Below are 21,303 nucleotides of genomic sequence, written 5' to 3'. Positions count from 1 at the left end.
ATACGCCGGCCGTTTTGTTTTTTCACGATTTGATCCACCCCGTCGCCAGCGCGTTCGCCAGCTCCGGCTGGTTATTGCGACGTGCGAGCGCGGCCATCGTTTCGTGATCATAGGCGATGTTGCGGAAAGTGACCTGCCAGACACCGTCCGCCAGTTCGAGGATCGCATAACGCGCATGCGGCGTACCGGCCTCCACCACATGCGGGAACGGATGCTTGTCGCGATAGCCGGGGCTGCCGACGCTGCCTGGATTGACGATCAGCCGGCCGTCGTGAAGCCGCACGGCGCGGGCGAGATGGGTGTGGGCGCACAGGATCAGCGATTGCGAGATGCCTTGCGCGAATTGCTCGATCCGGTCGAGCGGGGATAGCGCGACCGTGCCGTCGGGATGCACGGTATCGAGCCAGTAGATCTCGTCGTTCCCGGGCGTCGCGTGGCACAGGAACACCTGGTCGCGAAACACCCGCGTCATCGGCTGCGCGCGCAGCCAGTCGAGCTGCGCTTCGTTGAGCTGGGCGTGAGCAGGACGATCCCACGAGCCCATCTTCTCCGGAGGACGGTCGAGCAGATAGCGGTCGTGATTGCCGAGCACGTGCACGGCATCGAGCTTCATCAGGATCTCGACGGTCCGACGTGCATCGAGCGGGCCGCTCAGCATGTCGCCAAGATTGACGATGTCGGCGATGCCCTGGACGCGGATGTCGGCGAGCACCGCCTCCAGCGCCAGGTAGTTTCCGTGCACGTCGGCAATCGCAGCAAAACGCATTGGCATTCCCAAGCTCGTATCCAGGACACGAGACTTTCTATGCAGGAGGCGTGCCGTTGATGGCGAGCACGTGGCCGGCGAGATAGAGCGAGCCGGTGATCAGGATGCGCGGCGGCACCTCGTAGGCGAGCTTGGCCAGGGCGTGCAGCGCGGCCTCGATGCCGGGCGCAATCTCGACGCGCATGCCGAGGCTGCGCGCGGCATCCGTGACACGGTCGACCGGCATCGCGTTCTCGGTGTCGGGGATCGGCACCGCAATGATGTGACGGGTCAGGCCGGCGAAATTGGCGAGAAAGCCCCGCGCGTCCTTGTTGGCCATCATGCCGGCGATCACCACCAGCGGCCGCGACACCCGCTCCTCGAGATCGCCGAGCGCGGCCGCCGCAACGCGGCCACCTTCGGCATTGTGCCCTCCGTCGAGCCAGATCTCGGACCCCTGTGGGCCGAGAGCGAGCAACTCGCCCGACGTGATGCGCTGCATCCGCGCCGGCCATTCCGCACCGACGATGCCGGCCTCGAACGCCGCCTGATTGATCTTGAAATTCGGGATGGCACGCAGCGTCGCGATCGCCAGACCCGCATTGTCGAACTGGTGGCGGCCGAACAGGCGCGGCGCCGTGAGATCCATCAAGCCGCGATCGTCGGAATAGACCAGGCGCCCATGCTCGACATTGACGTGCCAGCTTTCGTTCGCCGCAAACAGCGGCGCGCGCATGCGCTTGGCCTGCGCCTCGATCACGGCCATCGCCTCGCCCGACTGCTCGGCACAAACCACCGGCACGCCGCGCTTGATGATCGCGGCCTTCTCGCCGGCAATCGACGTCAAGGTGTCACCGAGAAAGTCCATGTGATCCATGCTGATCGGCGTGATCACGCAGGCCGCCGGCGTCTCGATCACATTGGTCGAATCCAGCCGCCCGCCGAGGCCGACCTCGAGCAACACGACATCAGCCGGGTTCTGCGCGAACAGATGAAACGCCGCGGCCGTCTTGAGCTCGAACACGGTCGCAGGCTCACCCGCATTGACACGCTCGACCTCTTCCAGCGCCGCGCGCAGCTCGTCATCGCCGACCAGCACGCCGCCGCCGGCGCGGCCGAGCCGGAAGCATTCGTTGATGCGGACGAGATAGGGCGAGGTGTAGGCGTGGACACGCAGGCTGGCTGCCTCCAGCGTCGCGCGCAGATAGGCAACGGTCGAGCCCTTGCCGTTGGTGCCCGCGATATGGATCACCGGGGGCAGCTTTCGTTCGGGATGACCGAGCCGCTCGAGCAGGCGGTGCATCCGCTCCAGCCCGAGATCGATCCGCTTCTGATGCAGGGCCGACAGCCGCCCGATCAATTCGCCGAGCGGCGGCTTTGCGCTGTCAGAGGATGCGTTCACGCGTGCGGCACGGCCGGCGCCGTCTCGGCCGCCGATACGATCTGCGCCGGGCTGACGACTGGCTGCACCGATTTCGATGCGGTCTCCTGTGCCGGCGCCTTGGTCAGCAGGCGGCAGAGCCGCGCCAGGGTCGGACGCAGCTCGTGGCGATGCACGACCATGTCGACCATGCCGTGCTCCTTCAAATATTCGGCGCGCTGGAAACCCTCGGGGAGCTTTTCGCGAATGGTCTGCTCGATCACGCGCGCGCCGGCAAAGCCGATCAGCGCACCGGGCTCGGCGATCTGCACGTCGCCGAGCATCGCGTAGGACGCGGTGACGCCGCCGGTGGTGGGGTTGGTCAGCACGACGATGTAGGGCTGTTTTGCTTCACGCAGCATTTGCACCGCAACGGTGGTGCGCGGCATCTGCATCAGCGACAAAATGCCTTCCTGCATGCGCGCGCCGCCGCTCGCGGCGAACACGATGAAGGGCGATTTCTTCTCGACCGCGAGCTCCAGCCCGCGCACGATGGCTTCGCCCGCGGCCATGCCGAGCGAGCCGCCCATGAAATCGAAATCCTGCACGGCGACGACGACGGCGGCACCTTCGAGCCTGCCATAGCCGACCTTGATCGCGTCGTTCAGATTGGTCCGCGCGCGGGCATCCTTGATGCGGTCGACATACTTCTTCTCGTCGCGGAATTTGAGCGGATCGGGCGTGACGTCGGGCAGCGCAACGTCGTACCAGGTCTCGTTGTCGAAGATCGACTTCAGGCGCGCCACCGCGCCCATGCGCATGTGGTAGTTCGAGCCGGGGATGACGAACTGGTTGGCCTCGACGTCCTTGTAGAACACGAGCTGTCCGGAATCCGGGCATTTGATCCAGAGATTCTCCGGCGTCTCCCGCCGCAGCATGTTGCGGATCTTCGGCCGGACCACATTGGTAAGCCAGTTCATGGTTTGCTCCGATGTGCGACCCCGCGCAGGGGATCGCCTGAAGGGATATATGGCGGCCGGACCTCGGCCCGGCAACCCGCCGTGTCAGCCGCCCCAAAAGCGAAATTATGGCCTATTCCGCCGCCTGTTGCGCGCCCTTGACGCCCTGGGCCAGCGCCGCCGTCAATTCGGCGACGGCGTTAACGGTCTTGGCGGTCGCCCGCCCTTCCGAATCGAGGCTGTTCTTGAGCGCATCGACCAGCGCGGTGCCGACCACCGAACCATCGGCCTTCTCGGCAATGGCGCGCGCCGCCTCCGGCGTGCGGATGCCAAAACCAACGCAGATCGGCAGCTTGGTATGCCGCTTGATGCGCGCGACAGCTTCACCGACGGCATTCGCATCCGCCGCCGCTGCACCGGTGATGCCGGCGATAGAGACGTAATAGACAAAGCCTGACGTGTTCGCGAGCACCGCGGGCAGGCGCTTGTCGTCGGTGGTCGGGGTCGCCAAGCGAATGAAGTTCAGGCCCGCCTTCAGCGCGGGAATGCAGAGCTCGTCGTCTTCCTCCGGCGGCAAATCGACGATGATCAGGCCGTCAACGCCGGCCGTCTTGGCATCAGCCAAAAACTTGTCGACGCCGTAAATGTAGATCGGATTGTAATAGCCCATCAGCACCAGCGGCGTGACGTTGTCGTCCTTGCGGAAGCCGCGCACGAGATCGAGCGTCTTCTTCAGCGTCATGCCGACCTTGAGCGCACGGAGCCCGGCGGCCTGGATCGACGGACCATCCGCCATCGGATCGGTGAAGGGAATGCCAAGCTCGATGACGTCGGAGCCTGATTTCGAGAGCGCCTTGACGATCTCGAGCGATGTCGCCGGATCGGGATCGCCGGCCATCACATAGGTAACGAAGGCCGCGCGGCCCTGCTTCTTCAGCTCGGCGAAACGGGTATCGATACGCGTGGTCACTTGCTCTTGCCCCTCAGGATGTCGCCGACCTGCGGGACGTCCTTGTCGCCGCGGCCGGAGAGGTTGACGACCATCAGGTGATCCCTTGGCCGCTTCGGCGCGAGCTCCATCACCTTGGCGATGGCATGCGCGGGCTCGAGCGCGGGAATGATGCCTTCCAGCTTCGACAGCAGCTGGAAGGCAGCCAGCGCCTCGTCATCGGTCGCAGAGAGATAGTTCACGCGGCCGATCTCGTGCAGCCAGGAATGCTCGGGGCCGATGCCGGGATAGTCGAGGCCGGCCGAGATCGAATGCGCGTCCTGGATCTGGCCGTCGGCATCCATCAGGAGATAAGTGCGGTTGCCGTGGAGCACGCCGGGACGGCCGCCCGCGATCGACGCCGCATGCAGTTGCGTCAGCCCGTGGCCCGCTGCCTCGACGCCGAAAATCTCGACGGTGGAATCGTCAAGGAACGGATGGAACAGTCCCATCGCATTCGAGCCGCCGCCGATGCAGGCGACCAGCGAATCCGGCAGCCGGCCTTCGACCTCCTGCATCTGCACCTTGGTCTCGTTGCCGATGATCGACTGGAAGTCGCGCACCAGCATCGGATAGGGGTGCGGGCCCGCGACCGTGCCGATGCAATAGAAGGTGTCGTGCACGTTGGTGACCCAGTCGCGCAGCGCCTCGTTCATGGCGTCCTTCAGCGTGCGTGTGCCCGACTGCACCGGGACCACCTTTGCACCCAGCATCTCCATGCGGATGACGTTGGGCTGCTGCCGCTCGACGTCGACAGCGCCCATATAGACCACGCAGTCGAGGCCGAAGCGCGCGCACAGCGTCGCGGTGGCAACACCGTGCTGGCCGGCGCCGGTCTCGGCGATGATGCGCTTCTTGCCCATGCGTCGCGCCAGCATGATCTGGCCGAGCACGTTGTTCACCTTGTGCGAGCCGGTGTGGTTGAGCTCTTCGCGCTTGAGGTAGATTTTCGCGCCGCCGAGATGCTCGGTCAGGCGCTCGGCGAAGTAGAGCGGCGAAGGCCGGCCGACATAGTTCTTGAGATAGCCGTTCATCTCGGCCTGGAACGCCGGATCGGCCTTGGCCTCGGTATAGGCCTTTTCCAGATCGAGGATCAGCGGCATCAGGGTTTCGGCGACGAAGCGTCCGCCGAAAATGCCGAAATGACCGCGCTCGTCAGGGCCGCTGCGGTAGGAATTGGGTTTGGCGATGTTCATCGGACGCTCAACTCTTGGGTGGCGCGCGCGGCGCGAATGAAGGCTTTGATCATCTCCGGATCCTTCACACCGGGAGCGCTCTCGACACCGGAGGAGATATCGACGCCGCCTGCGCGGGTGACGCGAACGGCTTCGGCGACGTTCTCCGCATGCAGACCGCCCGAAACCATATACGGCAGTTTGAGCTCGAGGTTTTCGAGCAGGTGCCAATCGAAGGCTGTGCCGAGCCCGCCCGGCCGAGTCGCGTCCTTCGGCGGCCTCGCGTCGAACAAGATGCGGTCAGCAACCGCAGCGTAGCCTGGTAGCACGGCGAGATCGGCTGATGTCTCGACCGGCAGCGCCTTCATCACCGGGCGGCCGAATTTCTGCTTGATGTCGCGCAACCGTGCGACGCTTTCCTTGCCGTGGAGCTGGAAAATGTCCGGCGATAGCGCATCCATGATGTTGTCGAGCCTCGTGTCGTCGGCATCGACGGTCAGCGCGACCTTGAGCGCGCGCCGCTTCACCTGGCGGCCGAGGTCACGGCCGAGTTCCAGCGACAGATGCCGCGGCGACGGCGGAAAGAACACGAACCCCACCATGTCGGCACCGCCGTCGAGCGCTGTTTCGAGCGTCTCGGGCGTGGACAGGCCGCAGATTTTGACGAGCAGGGACATGTTCTCGAGGGATATGGGCTCAAAGCAAAGGGAGGCCGCGGGTCTGCGGCCGAAAACCGGGGTTTTCGGTTGCGGCCGCTTCTACAACGTCGCGCGCTGCTTGTCTCGCCCGACGGGCCCGTAAAGGCCCACCCCGGAGGGAACGGGGAGACGCTGGGGCTCGGGCCTTGCCGCGGCCGCCTGGGCCCGCAGACCGGCCAATTCGGTTCTGGCAGCCCGTGCATCCGCATCGTTCCGGCGCGCCGCACGGCGCCAGTGCCGCTGGCCGAACCAGACGGCACAACCGCCCGCCAGGACACCGACGGCGGCCACCAGGATCAGGAGCAGGAACAGCGGCAGCGTGACCGAGAAAGACGGGTCGTCGGACACGAAGGGATCGAATGAGACCGTGACGAAATGCCGGTTGGCGACGGCGAAAGTCACCAGGACCAGGCCCAGCGGAATCACGATCAGCGCGGTCAGAAACTTTCGCATCTCGCTTCGCTCGCCTTGAATCAAGCTTCGGGCCGCACCGTCGCGACCGCGGGAAACTCCGACGCCGGCCTCAGTCTGGCGCGCCTGGATCCGGATGGTCGCGATTCAGCCGTTCGCGCATTTCCTTGCCGGTCTTGAAGAACGGAACGCTCTTCTGGTCGACAGGCACATGAGCGCCGGTCCGCGGATTACGCCCGGCGCGTGCAGGGCGATGCTTGACCGAGAAGGCACCGAAGCCACGCAACTCGACGCGGTCACCGCGCGCGAGTGCCGCTACGATCTCTTCGAGAATCGCGTTCACAATGTTCTCGACATCCCGCTGGTACAGATGCGGGTTGTGCTCGGCGATACGCTGAACAAGTTCGGATTTGATCATCGAGAGATAGGACCCGGGAGCGTGCGGATGACCATTTCCGTGAAAATACCTTGATCTGTCAAGACGCTAAATCAAGGTTGAGCGTCGTGAAAATGCGTGACAAATGCCGAAAAAGCGGGCTGGCCCGGCACGCGTCAGACGGGAAAAACCTCGACGGCTCGCTCTGGTACCGTCAGTTCGACGCCGCCGGCTGCCACAGGGCCAGCATTCCATCCATTCCGAGCCGATCGACCGCCTGTGCGACGCCGGTTTGCCCGATTTGATGCGCAATCGAGCCCAAACCCAGCGCTTCCAGCGTTACGGCGGCGGCCGCCTTGAGGAACGGCAGATCGCCGAAGCGCGGCTGGAGCTTGTAATCGCGCACGGAGAGACCCTTCTTGACGCCCTTCTGCTCGACCAGCCAGGCCACTGCGGTCTTCTCGTCGCCGATCTGGTCGATCAGCTTGAGATCGATCGCCTGGCGTCCGGTGAAGACGCGGCCATCGGCCACTTTCTCGAGCAGCGTGTCATCCATGCCACGCCGTTCCTTCACCAATCCCTTGAACCAGGCGTAGGAGTCCTTCACCAGCGCATCGAGCGCGGCCCGTGCCTCGGGGCTGGTCGGCTCGAAACCGTTGGGCGCGGCCTTCAGCGGTGACGACTTCACCTCCTCGACCTTGACGCCGACGGTCTTCAAGAGCTCGGAGACGTTGGGAAACTGGAACAGCACGCCGATCGAGCCGACCAGCGAGCTCTGCTGGGCGACGATGTGGTCGCTGGCGATCGCCGTGATGTAGCCGCCGGAGGCGGCGAGGCCCTCGACCACGACGACGAGCGGCTTCTTCGCTTTCAGCCGTACCAGCGAATCGTAGAGCTGCTCGGAGCCGGCGGTGGTGCCGCCCGGCGAGTTGATATGGACGACGACGGCGGCGGCCTGGGAATTCTCCAGCCGCTCCAGCGCCTGGGTGCGATCGGAATCGCTGCGGATCAGGCCTTCGATCTGGACCCGCGCGATCGAGCCGGCGGATGCGAACGTGCCGCGCGCACCGGGTGTCGCGATCAGCGCGAAGCCCGCGATCGCCGCGATCGCGATCAGCGCGGCCACCACGCGCCAGAACGTCAGCTTGCGGCGGATCCTGCGGCGGTCGACGATGATGTCCGAATCGAGCGACATCGGAATATCTCCAAAATGAAAGACCACGCGCGTTGTGCCGTCACAGCGTGACCATTGGCTTATCTGGATACATCAATTGCGGCCCAATTTGTAGAAAACAAGGCCCGATGGCCGACTTCCCCGAAGGACCGGGACGTTGCCACACACTCCTCGTCGTCCCGGCGAAGGCCGGGACGACCATACCAACAAAAAAGCCCCGGCTCGCGCCGGGGCTTTGATGACAGCGAAACTTGCGTCTCGCTTACTTGCTGTCGCGGTTCTTGAGCGCGGTGCCGAGGATGTCGCCGAGCGTCGCTCCCGAATCGGAGGAGCCGTACTGCGCGATGGCTTCCTTCTCTTCGGCGACTTCGAGCGCCTTGATCGACACCTGGACCTTGCGGGCCTTCTTGTCGAACTGGATCACGCGGGCATCGACCTTCTCGCCGACGGCGAAGCGTTCGGCGCGCTGGTCGTTGCGGTCACGGGCGAGCTCCGAGCGCTTGACGAACGTGGTGAAGTCGGTACCGGCGATCTTCACCTCGATGCCGCTCTCCTTCACTTCGAGCACTTCGCAGGTCACGACCGCGCCCTTCTTGACATCGCCCGGCTCGGCGAATGGGTCGCCTTCGAGCTGCTTGATGCCGAGCGAGATGCGCTCCTTCTCGACGTCCACATCGAGCACCACGGCCTTCACCATGTCGCCCTTCTTGTAGTTGTCGATCACCTGCTCGCCCGGAAGCTTCCAGTCGAGGTCGGAGAGATGGACCATGCCGTCGACGTCGCCCTCGAGGCCCAGGAACAGACCGAATTCGGTCTTGTTCTTGACCTCGCCTTCGACCGTCGAACCGGTCGGGTGACCTTCGACGAAGACCTCCCAGGGGTTGCGCATGGTCTGCTTGAGGCCGAGCGAGATGCGGCGCTTGACGGAATCGACTTCCAGCACCTGCACTTCGACTTCCTGCGAGGTCGAGACGATCTTGCCGGGGTGCATGTTCTTCTTGGTCCACGACATCTCGGAAACGTGGATCAGGCCTTCGATGCCCGGCTCGAGCTCGACGAACGCGCCGTAGTCGGTGATGTTGGTGACACGGCCGGTGAAGCGGGCACCCAGCGGGTACTTGGCTTCGATGCCCTGCCACGGGTCGTCCAGCAGCTGCTTCATGCCCAGCGAGATGCGGTGCGTCTCGTGGTTGATCTTGATGATCTTGACCTTCACGGTCTGGCCGATCGAGAGCACCTCGGTCGGGTGGTTGACGCGGCGCCACGCGATGTCGGTGACGTGCAGCAGGCCGTCGATGCCGCCGAGATCAACGAACGCACCGTAATCGGTGATGTTCTTGACCACGCCGTCGATGACCTGACCCTCTTCGAGATTCTGCACCAGCTCCTGGCGCTGCTCGGCGCGGGTCTCTTCGAGAACCGTGCGGCGCGACACCACGATGTTGCCGCGGCGGCGGTCCATCTTGAGGATCTGGAACGGCTGCGAGTTGTTCATCAGCGGCGCAACGTCGCGGATCGGACGGATGTCGACCTGCGAGCGCGGCAGGAAGGCCACGGCACCGTCGAGGTCGACGGTGAAGCCGCCCTTGACCTGGTTGAAGATGACGCCGTTGACCTTCTCGTTGTTCTGGAACGCCTTCTCGAGCTTGCCCCAGCTCTCTTCGCGGCGCGCCTTGTCGCGCGACAGCACGGCTTCGCCGAGGGCGTTCTCGATGCGATCGAGGAACACTTCCACCTCGTCGCCGACCTTGATCTCGCTGTCACGGCCGGGGCCGGAAAATTCGCGAAGGGCGACGCGGCCCTCGGTCTTCAGGCCGACGTCGATGACGGCCATGTCCTTTTCAATTGCAACCACCTTGCCCTTGACGACGGAGCTTTCCTGCAGGTTGCCGCCTGCGAAGGACTCGTCGAGCATCGCGGCGAAATCGTCACGCGACGGGCTATAGGTATCAGCGGAAGTCGAAGCCATTTGTTCTCCAGTTGCGGATGTCGTGCCGGCCGTTGGGTTCATGGGCGGATCGCACGCGCAGTGTCGGAAGGTCCGCAAGACCTTCGAGCGACCGCTCGCTGCTCCGGCCTGGAGGCGGAACAGCGGAAGCGGGCCGGCTGAGGCCCGCGCGTTCGATACGTGGAAATCTGTGTCCGGAGCCTGGATCGCGACGGCCCCGAAACAGGGACCGAAGGTATCGACCTCATAGAGCGGGAGCGGGCGCTTCCTCCAATGACGGCAGCGGCTTAACCCCGCGACCGGCCCGCTCGGACGGCCTCGATAATGTCGATGGCGGCCCGGACGCCGCCCTCTATATCCAGTTGGGAGTTATCTAGCAAGTAAGCATCGGCGGCCGGCTTCAGGGGCGCAATCGGCCGGTTCTTGTCGCGTTCGTCGCGCTGGATGATGTCGGCGAGCACGGCCGCCTCGTCCGCCTCCTCGCCCCGCGCCCTGGCCTCCATGGTCCGGCGGCGGGCGCGGACCCTGGGGTCGGCGACGACGAAGATCTTCACGTCGGCATGCGGGCAGATCACGGTTCCAATGTCCCGGCCGTCCAGCACCGCTCCCGGCGGATCGGCGGCGAATTGCCGCTGGAAATTGATCAGGGCCTCGCGGACCCTGGGGATGGCCGAGACGATGGAGGCGCCCTCGCCGGCCTTCTGGGTTTTCAGGGCGGGATTGCCGAACTTTTCAGGATCGAGTTCCAGCGCCGCCGCGACCGCCGCCGCCTCGTCCCGGAGATCATGACCGGACTGCATCAGGGCGTAGGCCACCGCGCGATAGATCACGCCGGTATCGAGATGACGGTAGCCATAGTGGTGGGCAAGACGCTTGCCGAGCGTCCCCTTTCCCGAGGCCGCGGGCCCGTCGATGGCGATGATCATGAAAACTCGGCCCCGAGCGAACGCATCATCGGAATGAAATCCGGAAAGCTGGTGGCGATGAAGGCGGTGTCGTCGACGGTCACGGGCCGATCGGAGGCGCAGCCCATCACCAGCGCGGACATCGCGATGCGATGGTCCATGTGGGTGGCGACTGTGCCGCCGCCAGGGACGTGGCCGCGGCCCTCGACGATCAGATCGTCGCCGGAGACCTCGACCTTGACGCCGTTGACGCGCAGCATGTCGGCGGTGGCTTCCAGGCGGTCGGATTCCTTCACGCGCAGCTCCTGCAGGCCGCGCATGATCGTCGTGCCCTCGGCGAAGGAGGCCGCCACCGCCAGCACGAGATATTCGTCGATCATCGACGGTGCGCGCTCCGGCGGCACCTCGACTCCGCGCAGTTTCGAGGCGCGCACGCGCAGCTTCGCCATCGGCTCGCCGGCGTCGCCGCGCACCTCGCTTTCCTCGATCGAGGCGCCCATTTCGCGCAGCGTCGTGAAAAGACCGGTCCGCAGCGGATTGGTCATGACGTCGGACAGGACGATATCGGAGCCTTCTACGATCAGCGCGGCAACGACCGGGAACGCCGCCGACGAGGGATCGGCGGGCACCACGACGGTGGCGCCATGCAGCTCGGGCTGACCCGTGAGCGTAATGCGGCGGCCGTGCAGGCCCTCCGGCACGGAGATGATCTCCGCACCAAAATGCTTCAGCATCAACTCGGTGTGGTCGCGACTGGCCTCGGACTCGATCACCGTGGTGGCGCCGGGCGCGGCCAGGCCCGCCAGCAGCACGGCCGATTTGATCTGGGCCGAGGCGACCGGGGTCTTGTAGGTGATGGGCAGCGGATCGCGCGCGCCCTGGACGGTCAGCGGCAAGCGGCCGCCCTCGCCACCGGAGACGACCCGCGCGCCCATCTTTTCCAACGGATCCAGGATCCGGCGCATGGGGCGGCTGCGCAACGAGGCATCGCCGTCGAAGACCGCCGAGATCGGGCAGCCGGCGACGGCGCCCATGACGAGCCGGCAGCCGGTGCCGGAGTTGCCGAAATCGAGCGGCGCCCTGGGCTGGGCGAAGCCCGCGACGCCCACCCCCTGCACCTTCCAGGCGAAATCGCCGATGCGCTCGACCTTGGCGCCCAGGGCCTGCATGGATTTGGCGGTGTTGAGCACGTCCTCGCCCTCGAGGAGGCCCGAAATCCGGGTCTCGCCGACCGCGAGCGCGCCCAGGATGAGGGCGCGGTGGGAGATCGACTTGTCCCCGGGCACCCGTACCCTCCCGGTCAGGGGACCGCTTGCGCGCGACTGAAGCGGCGTCGGCTTGTCGGAATGGGTCAAGATTGCGTCCTTGGATAGGCCCAAAACATCCCTGCCGGGTTTCCGGGGCAGGTACCACATGGTCTCCCCGCCGTCACGGGCATGTCTTTCTCCCGTAATGCGCTATTGACAGCGGGCCGCCAACTAGCCAAGTGAAGCACCGCTTTTCAGACATCTCCAGGATTCCTGCCGTGGCCAAGTCCGAACTCGGAACCAAACGTATTTGCCCGACCACGGGCAAGAAATTCTATGACCTCAACAAGAATCCGGTGATCTCACCCTATACCGGTGAAGTCGTGCCGATTGCGCCCGTGGCGCCGGCGCGCGCGCCCCGCGGCGCCGAAGCCCGCCACGCAGCAGCCGCCGACACCACGCCGGAGCCGGCGGAGGTCGAGGAGGTCTCGCTCGAGGAGGCCGATGCCGAGGAAAACACCGGCAAGGTCAAGGCCGTGGTGCCCGAATCCGAGGACGACATCGAGGTCGACGAGACACTCGACGACGACGATGACGATGATTCGACCTTCATCCCCGACGAGGAAGAAGGCGACGAAGACGTGACCGACATCATTGGTGACGTCGGCGGCGATGAAGAGACTTGAGATCAGCCCTGATCTGTGAAAAAGGGTGCACCGCGCGAGTCGCTTAGGGCTCGCCGGCCGGGACGGGTCCCCCAGGACCCACCCAACTGGAAGACTAAGGGGCCATAGCTCAGCTGGGAGAGCGCTTGCATGGCATGCAAGAGGTCGGCGGTTCGATCCCGCCTGGCTCCACCAGCCTTCGCAGGCTGCGCCTGCTTCGGCTGGGCAAGCCCCATCGTAGCGAAGGCTGCCTCGCCGTAGCCCGAAGGGCGACGGCGGGCCTGGGCAAATTCCCAATCGCATCCTTAGACTGGTTTTGTATCCTGTCCTCGTGGGGGGTATGGGACACGAAGTACGTCTACATTCTCGAAAGTCTCGACCACGAGCATTTTTATGTGGGCGTCACCGACGACCTGCGGGCTCGTTTAGCCAAGCATAATGCCGGAGAGGTTCCTCACACGTCGAAATATGGTCCCTGGAGAATACGAACCTATTTCGCATTTGATGATGCCGCACGCGCCGTCGCATTCGAGCGATATCTTAAATCCGGCTCGGGGCGAGCTTTCGCAAAGAAATACTTCTGATTGCCCGCGCTAACCGCCCTACTCCCCGATCACCGCATTCAGCCGGTCGCGTAGCGCGACGATCTCGTCCTTCATCGCGACCAGTTCCGAGACCGAGCAGTCCGACGCCGCCAGGATCGATTGCGGAACGGCGCGCGCCTTGTCCTTCAGGGCGTGGCCCTGCGCCGTCAGCGCGATCAGCACCTGGCGTTCGTCCTCGCTCGAGCGCGTGCGCTTGACGAGATGGGCGGCCTCGAGCCGCTTGAGCAGCGGTGTCAGCGTGCCGGAATCGAGGAACAGCCTTTCACCGATGTCCTTGACCGGCACGTCGTCGCGCTCCCACAGCACCAGCATCACCAGATATTGCGGATAGGTCAGGCCGAGCCGGTCCAGCAGCGGCTTGTAGACGCGGTTGAAGGCATGCGCAGCGGAATAGACCGCGAAGCAGATCTGGTTGTCGAGGCGAAGCGGCTGGTCCGCTGCCGGATGTTTCCGGGGCATGGAGAATCTCACGGGGCTTTCCTCATTCTGGGCCCGGCGGGCGGCACATTCAATTGCGAACAATTAAATGTGAGACAGTCTGATTTCAATTGCACACAATCTAATTGTTTGCGATAGAAGCGTCACCCCAACCCGAAGACCTGAGGAGACGAAAATGTCCGTGAACGTCCTCTACAAGACCAGCGCAAAAGCCACCGGCGGCCGTGACGGCCATGCTGCGACCCTCGACGGCGCGCTCGACGTCAAGCTCACCACGCCGAAGGAGCTCGGCGGCGGCGGCGGCGCAGGCAACAATCCCGAGCAGCTGTTTGCGGCCGGCTATGCCGCCTGCTTCATCGGCGCGATGAAGTTCGTGGCCTCGCAAGGCGGCCCGAAGGTTCCCGGCGATGCCTCCGTGACCTCGACGGTCGGCATCGGCCCGCGCTCGGCCGGCGGCTTCGGGCTCGACATCGATCTCGCCGTCTCGTTGCCGGGCCTTGCCCGCGCGGAGGCCGAGGCGCTGGTCGAGAAGGCGCACCAGGTGTGCCCGTATTCCAACGCGACGCGCGGCAATGTCGACGTTCGCCTGACGGTCGTCTGATCCAACGGCGGATTGGCTGGCCCGGGATCCCCCTCGGGCCGGCCGCTTCGGTTCGATTTGCCAGATTCTTGATTTGCCATCCCGCGGGATGGCGCGGCGGCACCGCATACGCCCCTACGCACCAAGCCATTGCTGGGGCAAAAAAACCTCGCTAGGCCTGTGATCAATGATCGACACAGGGGAAGCGAAGGCATGACTGAAGCCGCCAGTTCTGGAGCCGCACCAGGCGCAATGAGTGGACTGCGCGTCATCGATCTCACGCGCGTGCTCGGCGGCCCCTATTGCACCCAGATTCTCGCCGACCATGGCGCCGACGTGATCAAGGTCGAGCCGCCCGCCGGCGACGAGGTGCGCGACTGGGGCCCGCCCTTCCACGAGGAGGACGCGGCCTATTTCGTCGGCATCAACCGCAACAAGCGCTCGATCGGCCTCGACCTCGCCTCCGAAGGCGGCCGAACTGTTCTGCTCAAGATGCTGGAGACGGCCGACGTCCTGATCGAGAATTTCAAGCCGGGCACGCTGGAGAAATGGGGCATCGGCAGCGAGGTGCTGCGCGAAAAATTCCCGCGCCTCGTGCATTGCCGGATCTGCGGCTTCGGCGCCGACGGGCCGCGCGGCGGCAATCCCGGCTATGACGCCATCATCCAGGCCATGACCGGCATGATCGCTGCAACCGGCTCGCCCGAGAGCGGGCCGATGCGGATCGGCGTGCCGCTGGTCGACATCACCACCGGGCTGTATGCGGCGATCGGCATCCTGATGGCGCTGTCGGAGCGGCAGCGCTCGGGCCAGGGGCAGTTCCTGGAGACGACGCTGTACGAGACCGGCCTTGCCATCATGCATCCGCACACTGCGAACTATTTCATGCATGGCAAGCCGCCGTCGCTCACCGGCAACGAGCATCCCAACCTCGTGCCCTACGCGATCTTCCCGACCAAGACCGACGACATCTTCATCGGCGTCGGCAATGACGGCACCTTCCGCAAGCTCGCCAAGGAGATCGGCAAGCCCGAGCTCGGCACCGATCCGCGCTTCGCCCGCAACAAGGACCGCATCGCCAATCGCGAGGCGCTGCGGGCCGAGCTTGCCGCCGTGTTCAGCCAGCACGAGGCCGAGCCGCTGTGCAATCGCCTGCTTGCCGCGGGCCTGCCGGCGGGCCCTGTGCAGAAGATCGACCAGGCGTTGACGAACCCGCACACGATCCATCGCGGCGACATCATCGAGAAGGACTGGTACAAGGGTGTCGCCTCGCCGATCCGGCTCGATCGCAGCAAGCCGAGCCTGCGCCGCCTGCCGCCGAAATTCAGCCAGCACTCCCAGGAAGTGCTGGGCGAGTTCGGCTACTCCAAGGCGGAGATCGACGCGATGGTCGAGAAGGGCACCGTCTGCGGCCCCGAGCGCAAGCGCTGAGATAGGACGAAGATCGAGCGGCAGCGCAAGTGCGCTCCCTCCTCCGCTTACGGGGGAGTGTTGGGGAGAGGGTGTCTCCGCAATGGGACAATCCCCCGGAGGAGAGAACACTCACCCGTGCTACGCGCGACCTCTCCCGCAAGCGGGAGAGGTTTTGAACCCGCGGCCTGTTCGTCAGCCTCACAGATCCAATGCCGCACTGCGGCGCGGGCGCGCATGTGCACCGCGAACGGAGGCGGCTGCACGCTCGGCATTCGCCTATTTGACGGCTTCCCTTTTCCAGCGCTTGCCGCTTTCGTTTCGGCCGCTTACACAGTCATGTGAACGTCATATGGCGCTGCTAGCGCAAGCGATCATTTTGACGACCCAAGGGAGGTTTACTTGATGGCTCTTCGACGCTTTGGAGCGGCTGCCGCTGTTGCAGCCATGGTTGGTTCGGGCGCTTCGCCCGCGTGGGCCGTGACCGAAATCCAGTGGTGGCACGCGATGACCGGCCCGAACAACGACGTCGTGGTCAAGCTTGCCAACGATTTCAACGCGTCTCAGGGCGACTACAAGATCGTCCCGACCTTCAAGGGCAGCTATGCCGACACGTTGAACGCCGGCATCGCGGCGTTCCGCGCCGGCAACGCACCGGGCATCATGCAGGTGTTCGAGGTCGGCACCGCGACCATGATGGCCGCCAAGGGCGCCATCAAGCCCGTCTCGGATCTCATGAAGGAGCAGGGCGAGAAGTTCGATCCGCAGTCCTACCTGCCGGCAATCACCGGCTACTACTCGACCGCGAAGGGCGAGATGCTCTCGTTCCCGTTCAACTCGTCGAGCATGGTCATGTGGGCCAACCTCGACGCCCTGAAGAAGGCCGGCATCGACGCGCCGCCGAAGACCTGGCCCGAGGTGTTCGCGGATGCCAAGAAGCTGCATGCGACGAGCCCGACCTGCGGCTTCTCGTCGTCCTGGGTCACCTGGGGCTTCATCGAGCAGTTCTCGGCCTGGCACAATATCCCGATCGGCACGAAGGCCAACGGGCTCGACGGCTTCGACACCGTGCTGGAATTCAACAATCCGCTCGAGACCAAGCTTCTGGAAAATCTCGTCGAGCTGCAAAAGGACAAGAGCTACGACTATTCGGGTCGCACCAACACCGGCGAAGGTCGTTTCACCTCCGGCGAATGCGCGCTCTACATGACGTCCTCGGCCTTCTATCCGAACGTCAAGGCGAACGCGAAGTTCAACTATACGGCGGTTCCGATGCCCTATTTCCCGGACGCCAAGGACGCGCCGCAGAACTCCATCATCGGCGGCGCTTCACTGTGGGTCATGGGCGGCAAGTCCAAGGAAGAGTACAAGGGCATCGCGAAGTTCTTCACCTTCCTGTCCGACACGGACCGCCAGGTCTACCTGCACGAGGTCTCCGGCTATCTGCCGATCACCAAGGCGGCTTACGACAAGACCAAGGCGTCGGGCTTCTATGAGAAGAATCCGATTCTCGAAGTGCCGCTGAAGGAACTGACCAACAAGCCGCCGACGGACAACTCCCGCGGCCTGCGCTTCGGCGGAATGGTGCAGATGCGCGACGTCTGGTCCGAAGAAATCGAGGCAGCGCTCGCCGGCAAGAAGTCGGCCAAGGAGGCGCTCGATGCCGCGGTCTCGCGCGGCAACCAGATGCTGCGTCAGTTCGAGCGCACCGCGACCAAGTAGCGTCGTCACATCGTGGCTGCGGACGGGCCGCAGCCACGATCACACAATTGAGGCGGGGGCTTCATGGAGAACCGGGCGATCTTCTCAGGCAGGCTCCTCGCCTGCCTCCTGGTATTTCCGCAGCTTGCGATCTCCCTGATCTTCTTTTACTGGCCGGCGGCGCAGGCGCTCTGGCAATCCTTCCTGGTGCAGGATGCCTTCGGGCTCTCGACCGAGTTCGTCTGGTTCGAGAATTACGTCACCCTGCTGAAGACGCCCGAATATTATCACGCGATCGGCACCACCTTCTTCTTCTCGCTGCTCGTGGTGTTCTTCTCGCTCGCCATCGGACTCCTGCTCGCCGTCATGGCGAACCGCAACATCGCGGGCGTGCAGATCTATCGCACCTTCCTGATCATCCCCTATGCCGTCGCCCCTGCCGTGGCGAGCGTGCTGTTCATCTTCATGTTCCAGCCGGGGCTCGGCATGATCGCGCGCGCGCTCCAGCGCAACGGCATCGACTGGAATCCTGTGCTCAACGGCAACCATGCGATGATCCTGATCGTCATCGTCGCGGTCTGGAACCAGATCAGCTACAATTTCCTGTTCTTCCTCGCCGGCCTGCAGTCGATCCCGAAGAGCGTGATCGAGGCGGCCGCGATCGACGGGGCGAGGCCCGCGCGGCGGTTCTGGACCATCGTCTTCCCGCTGCTGTCGCCGACGACGTTCTTCCTGATCGTCGTCAACATCACCTATGCCTTCTTCAACACGCTCGGCATCATCGACACCGCAACCGAAGGCGGCCCGAACGGATCCACGTCGACGCTGGTCTACAAGGTGTTTCTCGACGGCAAGGCCGGCTCCGATCTCGGCGGCTCGGCGGCGCAATCGGTGATCCTCATGATCATCGTCATCGGGCTCACCGCGATCCAGTTCCGCTACGTCGAAAAGAAAGTGCATTACTGAGCCATGGTAGAGCATCGCCGATTTGGAAATCTGTTGCCTCACCTGGTGCTGCTGGCCGGCGTGGCCGTGGTCGCCTTCCCGGTCTATCTCGCGATCATCGCGTCCACCCACGACAACACCGTCATCGCCAACGGCCAGATGCCGCTCTATCCCGGCAGCCACGCGCTCGAGACCTATTGGAACACCATCGTCTCCGGTGCCGGCAGGACCACGCGCGAGCCGGTCGGCAGCATGCTGATGGCGAGCTTCATCATGGCGGTGGGGATCGCGGTCGGAAAAATCGCGATCTCCATCCTCTCGGCCTACGCCATCGTGTTCTTCAACTTCCCGTTCCGCATGGCGACGTTCTGGACCATCTTCGTCACGCTGATGCTGCCGGTCGAGGTGCGCATCTTCCCGACCTACAAGATCACGTCCGACCTGCACATGCTGGATTCCTATTCCGGCCTGATCCTGCCATTGATCGCGTCCGCGACGGCGACGCTGCTGTTCCGGCAGTTCTTCATGACCATCCCGAAGGAGCTGGTCGAGGCCTCGAAGATGGATGGCGCCGGCCCGATCCGCTTCTTCTTCGATACGCTGCTGCCGCTCTCGGTGACCAACATCGCCGCGCTGTTCGTCATCCTCTTCATCTACGGCTGGAACCAGTATCTCTGGCCGCTCCTGATCACCACGCGCGACGACATGCAGACCATCGTGATCGGCATCAAGAAGATCATCGATGTGAAGGACGCACTCACGGAATGGTCGGTCGCGATGGCGACCGCGGTGCTCGCGATGCTGCCGCCAGTGGCGATCGTCGTGCTTTTGCAGCGCCTGTTCGTGAAGGGCCTGATCGAAACGGAGAAGTAGGCCTATGGCCAATGTTACCCTGCGCAACGTCCGCAAGGCCTATCCCAACGGTTTCGAGGCGATCAAAGGCGTCGACGTCGATGTCGCCGACGGGCAGTTCTGCGTGCTGGTCGGTCCATCGGGCTGCGGCAAGTCAACGCTGCTCCGGATGGTTGCGGGGCTCGAGACCATCAGCTCGGGCGAGATCGACATCGGCGGACGCGTCGTCAACCAGGTCGAGCCGGCCGATCGCGACATCGCGATGGTGTTCCAGAACTACGCGCTCTATCCGCATATGAGCGTCTACAACAACATGGCCTACGGCCTGCGCAATCGCGGCATGCCGAAGCCCGAGATCGAGACGCGAGTGCAGGAAGCCGCGCGCATTCTCGAGCTCGGCACCATGCTCGATCGCAAGCCCGGACAATTGTCCGGCGGCCAGCGTCAGCGCGTCGCGATGGGCCGCGCCATTGTGCGCCAGCCTAAGGTGTTCCTGTTCGACGAGCCGCTGTCGAACCTCGACGCGAAACTGCGCATCGCGATGCGCGTCGAGATCCGCAAATTGCAGCGCCGGCTCAACACGACGTCGATCTACGTCACCCACGACCAGCTCGAGGCGATGACGCTCGCCGACATTCTCGTGGTGATGAATGGCGGCAAGGTCGAGCAGGTCGGCAATCCCCTGGCGATCTACGAGAAGCCGGCCACGACCTTCGTCGCCTCCTTCATCGGGGCGCCGCCGATGAATCTGATGTCGACGCGCGCCGACGAGATCAAATCGCAGCTCGGCAGCGCCGACGCCGGCATCCTCGGCATCCGTCCCGAGGATTTCGTCATCACCGACCAGACGCCCGCCGGCGGCGTCGCGCTTGCGTTGACTGTCGAGGCGATCGAGCGTGTCGGCGCCGAAACCTTCGTCTATGGCACGCGGGCGCAGGACGAGCAGCGCATCGCAGCCAATCCGGGCGAGCTGCCGCCCGGCGAGGTCATCGTCCGCATTCCCGGCTCCGAGGCGCCGCCGATCGGCCAGAAAATCCGCGTCGCAGCGGTGCGCCAAAAGCTGCATCTGTTCAGCGACGACGGACGGACGCGGATCGAGGCCTGACCGATTTCGCAGGTCCGCGACCAAAACGGCGAAAACAACCCCATGCACAGTAGCCGGGGGGTTGTTTTCATTGGGATAAATCGCCCGCAGATTCGTCGTGCCCGGCTTGTCAAGGTCGAGGATGGCCGGGACGGTCCATCCACAGCCCCGGCTACGTCCTTGAACCGACATGGGGATATGACCATATTGCTGACCAAGGGGTGCCGTTTCAGGGCCCTGAAATGCCAAAGTCGCTTCGAGAGGACTTTGTAAACTATGTCTCGTGTTCCAACGCTTTCCAGTCCGTTCCTTCTGGGCTTCGACGAGATCGAGCGCGTGCTCGACCGCGTCGTCAAAGGCGCCGACGGTTACCCGCCCTACAATATCGAGCGGTGCGACCGGTCCGACGGCCAGCCCGAGCGGCTGCGCATCACGCTGGCGGTCGCCGGATTCACCCGCGACCAACTCGATGTAAGCATTGAGGAAAACCAGCTCGTGATCCGCGGGCGGCAGCAGGACGACAAGACCCGGCAATACATCCATCGCGGCATCGCCGCGCGCCACTTCCAGCGCACCTTCGTGCTGGCGGAGGGGATGCTGGTGCTGGGTGCGGATCTGAAGAACGGGTTGTTGTCGATCGATCTGGCCCGGCCGGAACCGGAGAGGATCGTTAAGACAATCGCTATCAATGAGCACGAATAATGGAACGAGTAGCGGACTCGACCGCTTAGTTTCTGTGAAGGAGTCGAGACCATGAGTGAAGGTCACGTTGCGTTCGAATACGAAGCCAAGAACGTCTCTCCGGAGACGCTGGCAACCCTCGGCGAAGGCCACATCGCCTATGTGAAGCAGATCCGCTCCGAAGACGTTCCGGGCCTGTTTCCCGAGGCGCCGAAAATCGCGCCGGGCCTCAAGCTCTTCGCGCTCCACGCCGCCGACGGCACCCCGATCATGCTGACCGACAGCCGCGAAGCCGCGGTCGCCAACGCCTGGAGCAACGAGCTGCAAGCGGTGAGCGTGCACTGAGCACGCGCGCG

Annotated in this window: 23 protein-coding genes and 1 tRNA gene; 11 read left to right on the top strand and 13 right to left on the bottom strand. The window is 64.3% G+C overall.

Annotated elements, in window-relative coordinates:
- Window positions 1-22: 22 nt before the first annotated feature.
- The 12 genes from NR187_RS21995 to aroA form a co-directional block, all read right to left on the bottom strand.
- Window positions 23-766 (bottom strand): metallophosphoesterase, encoded by a 744-nt coding sequence (locus NR187_RS21995; RefSeq protein ID WP_211383869.1) that lies wholly within the window; start codon window positions 764-766, stop codon window positions 23-25.
- Window positions 767-803: 37 nt separating this feature from the next.
- A complete protein-coding gene (locus NR187_RS21990) occupies window positions 804-2,147 on the bottom strand; it encodes a folylpolyglutamate synthase/dihydrofolate synthase family protein (RefSeq protein ID WP_256807579.1) in 1,344 nt (447 codons plus the stop codon).
- Window positions 2,144-3,085 carry an acetyl-CoA carboxylase, carboxyltransferase subunit beta gene (gene accD / locus NR187_RS21985; RefSeq protein WP_211383867.1) on the bottom strand — a complete coding sequence of 314 codons (942 nt, stop codon included), beginning with the start codon at window positions 3,083-3,085 and terminating at the stop codon, window positions 2,144-2,146. Before accD ends, NR187_RS21990 begins: the two co-directional genes overlap by 4 nt.
- 112 nt (window positions 3,086-3,197) lie before the next feature.
- Window positions 3,198-4,034, bottom strand: coding sequence for a tryptophan synthase subunit alpha (gene trpA / locus NR187_RS21980; protein WP_211383866.1), 837 nt, complete (start codon window positions 4,032-4,034; stop codon window positions 3,198-3,200).
- Complete coding sequence (gene trpB / locus NR187_RS21975) at window positions 4,031-5,248, bottom strand: tryptophan synthase subunit beta (protein WP_211383865.1); 1,218 nt, start codon at window positions 5,246-5,248, stop codon at window positions 4,031-4,033. The genes trpA and trpB overlap by 4 nt, the downstream gene beginning before the upstream one ends.
- Window positions 5,245-5,904, bottom strand: a complete 660-nt coding sequence (locus NR187_RS21970; protein WP_211383864.1) for a phosphoribosylanthranilate isomerase — start codon at window positions 5,902-5,904, stop codon at window positions 5,245-5,247. Before NR187_RS21970 ends, trpB begins: the two co-directional genes overlap by 4 nt.
- Window positions 5,905-5,985: 81 nt before the next feature.
- Window positions 5,986-6,378 (bottom strand): lipopolysaccharide assembly protein LapA domain-containing protein, encoded by a 393-nt coding sequence (locus tag NR187_RS21965; protein ID WP_211383863.1) that lies wholly within the window; start codon window positions 6,376-6,378, stop codon window positions 5,986-5,988.
- A 70-nt stretch (window positions 6,379-6,448) separates the two neighbouring features.
- Window positions 6,449-6,754, bottom strand: a complete 306-nt coding sequence (locus tag NR187_RS21960) for an integration host factor subunit beta (RefSeq protein WP_007598410.1) — start codon at window positions 6,752-6,754, stop codon at window positions 6,449-6,451.
- Between the two features lie 172 nt (window positions 6,755-6,926).
- A complete protein-coding gene (sppA, locus tag NR187_RS21955) occupies window positions 6,927-7,907 on the bottom strand; it encodes a signal peptide peptidase SppA (RefSeq protein WP_211383862.1) in 981 nt (326 codons plus the stop codon).
- Window positions 7,908-8,148: 241 nt separating this feature from the next.
- Window positions 8,149-9,855: a 30S ribosomal protein S1 gene (gene rpsA / locus NR187_RS21950; protein ID WP_211383861.1), complete on the bottom strand. Its 1,707-nt coding sequence runs from the start codon at window positions 9,853-9,855 to the stop codon at window positions 8,149-8,151.
- 266 nt (window positions 9,856-10,121) lie between these two features.
- On the bottom strand, window positions 10,122-10,760 hold the full coding sequence (cmk, locus tag NR187_RS21945; protein WP_211383860.1) for a (d)CMP kinase: 639 nt from the start codon (window positions 10,758-10,760) through the stop codon (window positions 10,122-10,124).
- Window positions 10,757-12,154: a 3-phosphoshikimate 1-carboxyvinyltransferase gene (gene aroA, locus NR187_RS21940; RefSeq protein WP_372703242.1), complete on the bottom strand. Its 1,398-nt coding sequence runs from the start codon at window positions 12,152-12,154 to the stop codon at window positions 10,757-10,759. The genes cmk and aroA overlap by 4 nt, the downstream gene beginning before the upstream one ends.
- 110 nt (window positions 12,155-12,264) lie before the next feature.
- On the opposite strand from aroA, the gene NR187_RS21935 reads away from it, so the two are divergent.
- From NR187_RS21935 to NR187_RS34995, 3 genes are all read left to right on the top strand, one after another.
- A complete protein-coding gene (locus tag NR187_RS21935; protein ID WP_211383858.1) occupies window positions 12,265-12,672 on the top strand; it encodes a TIGR02300 family protein in 408 nt (135 codons plus the stop codon).
- 98 nt (window positions 12,673-12,770) lie between these two features.
- Window positions 12,771-12,846, top strand: a tRNA-Ala gene (locus NR187_RS21930).
- Window positions 12,807-13,235, top strand: coding sequence for a GIY-YIG nuclease family protein (locus NR187_RS34995; protein WP_211384212.1), 429 nt, complete (start codon window positions 12,807-12,809; stop codon window positions 13,233-13,235). The genes NR187_RS21930 and NR187_RS34995 overlap by 40 nt, the downstream gene beginning before the upstream one ends.
- 18 nt (window positions 13,236-13,253) lie before the next feature.
- Here NR187_RS34995 and NR187_RS21925 read toward each other — a convergent pair whose 3' ends face one another.
- Window positions 13,254-13,715 (bottom strand): MarR family winged helix-turn-helix transcriptional regulator, encoded by a 462-nt coding sequence (locus tag NR187_RS21925; RefSeq protein WP_211383857.1) that lies wholly within the window; start codon window positions 13,713-13,715, stop codon window positions 13,254-13,256.
- A gap of 154 nt (window positions 13,716-13,869) precedes the next feature.
- Between NR187_RS21925 and NR187_RS21920 the strand changes: the two genes are divergently transcribed.
- From NR187_RS21920 to NR187_RS21885, 8 genes are all read left to right on the top strand, one after another.
- Entirely contained in the window at window positions 13,870-14,295 is a 426-nt protein-coding gene (locus tag NR187_RS21920; protein ID WP_211383856.1) for an organic hydroperoxide resistance protein, read from the top strand.
- Between the two features lie 192 nt (window positions 14,296-14,487).
- Window positions 14,488-15,705 (top strand): CaiB/BaiF CoA-transferase family protein, encoded by a 1,218-nt coding sequence (locus NR187_RS21915; protein WP_211383855.1) that lies wholly within the window; start codon window positions 14,488-14,490, stop codon window positions 15,703-15,705.
- Window positions 15,706-16,089: 384 nt separating this feature from the next.
- On the top strand, window positions 16,090-17,406 hold the full coding sequence (gene ugpB, locus NR187_RS21910) for a sn-glycerol-3-phosphate ABC transporter substrate-binding protein UgpB (protein WP_211383854.1): 1,317 nt from the start codon (window positions 16,090-16,092) through the stop codon (window positions 17,404-17,406).
- A gap of 63 nt (window positions 17,407-17,469) precedes the next feature.
- Entirely contained in the window at window positions 17,470-18,351 is an 882-nt protein-coding gene (ugpA, locus tag NR187_RS21905; RefSeq protein ID WP_211383853.1) for a sn-glycerol-3-phosphate ABC transporter permease UgpA, read from the top strand.
- Between the two features lie 3 nt (window positions 18,352-18,354).
- A complete protein-coding gene (ugpE, locus tag NR187_RS21900; RefSeq protein ID WP_211383852.1) occupies window positions 18,355-19,203 on the top strand; it encodes a sn-glycerol-3-phosphate ABC transporter permease UgpE in 849 nt (282 codons plus the stop codon).
- A 4-nt stretch (window positions 19,204-19,207) separates the two neighbouring features.
- Window positions 19,208-20,287: a sn-glycerol-3-phosphate import ATP-binding protein UgpC gene (locus NR187_RS21895; RefSeq protein WP_211383851.1), complete on the top strand. Its 1,080-nt coding sequence runs from the start codon at window positions 19,208-19,210 to the stop codon at window positions 20,285-20,287.
- 255 nt (window positions 20,288-20,542) lie between these two features.
- Entirely contained in the window at window positions 20,543-20,968 is a 426-nt protein-coding gene (locus NR187_RS21890; RefSeq protein WP_211383850.1) for an Hsp20 family protein, read from the top strand.
- Window positions 20,969-21,019: 51 nt separating this feature from the next.
- The gene (locus NR187_RS21885; RefSeq protein WP_011083553.1) at window positions 21,020-21,292 is read left to right on the top strand and encodes a DUF1150 domain-containing protein; all 273 of its coding nucleotides are present in this window, start codon (window positions 21,020-21,022) and stop codon (window positions 21,290-21,292) included.
- Window positions 21,293-21,303: the final 11 nt, after the last annotated feature.

It is taken from the genome of Bradyrhizobium sp. Bra64, from assembly GCF_024519875.1.
Taxonomy (GTDB): Bacteria; Pseudomonadota; Alphaproteobacteria; order Rhizobiales; family Xanthobacteraceae; genus Bradyrhizobium; species Bradyrhizobium japonicum_G.
This window is presented reverse-complemented; position numbering and strand designations above follow the sequence as displayed.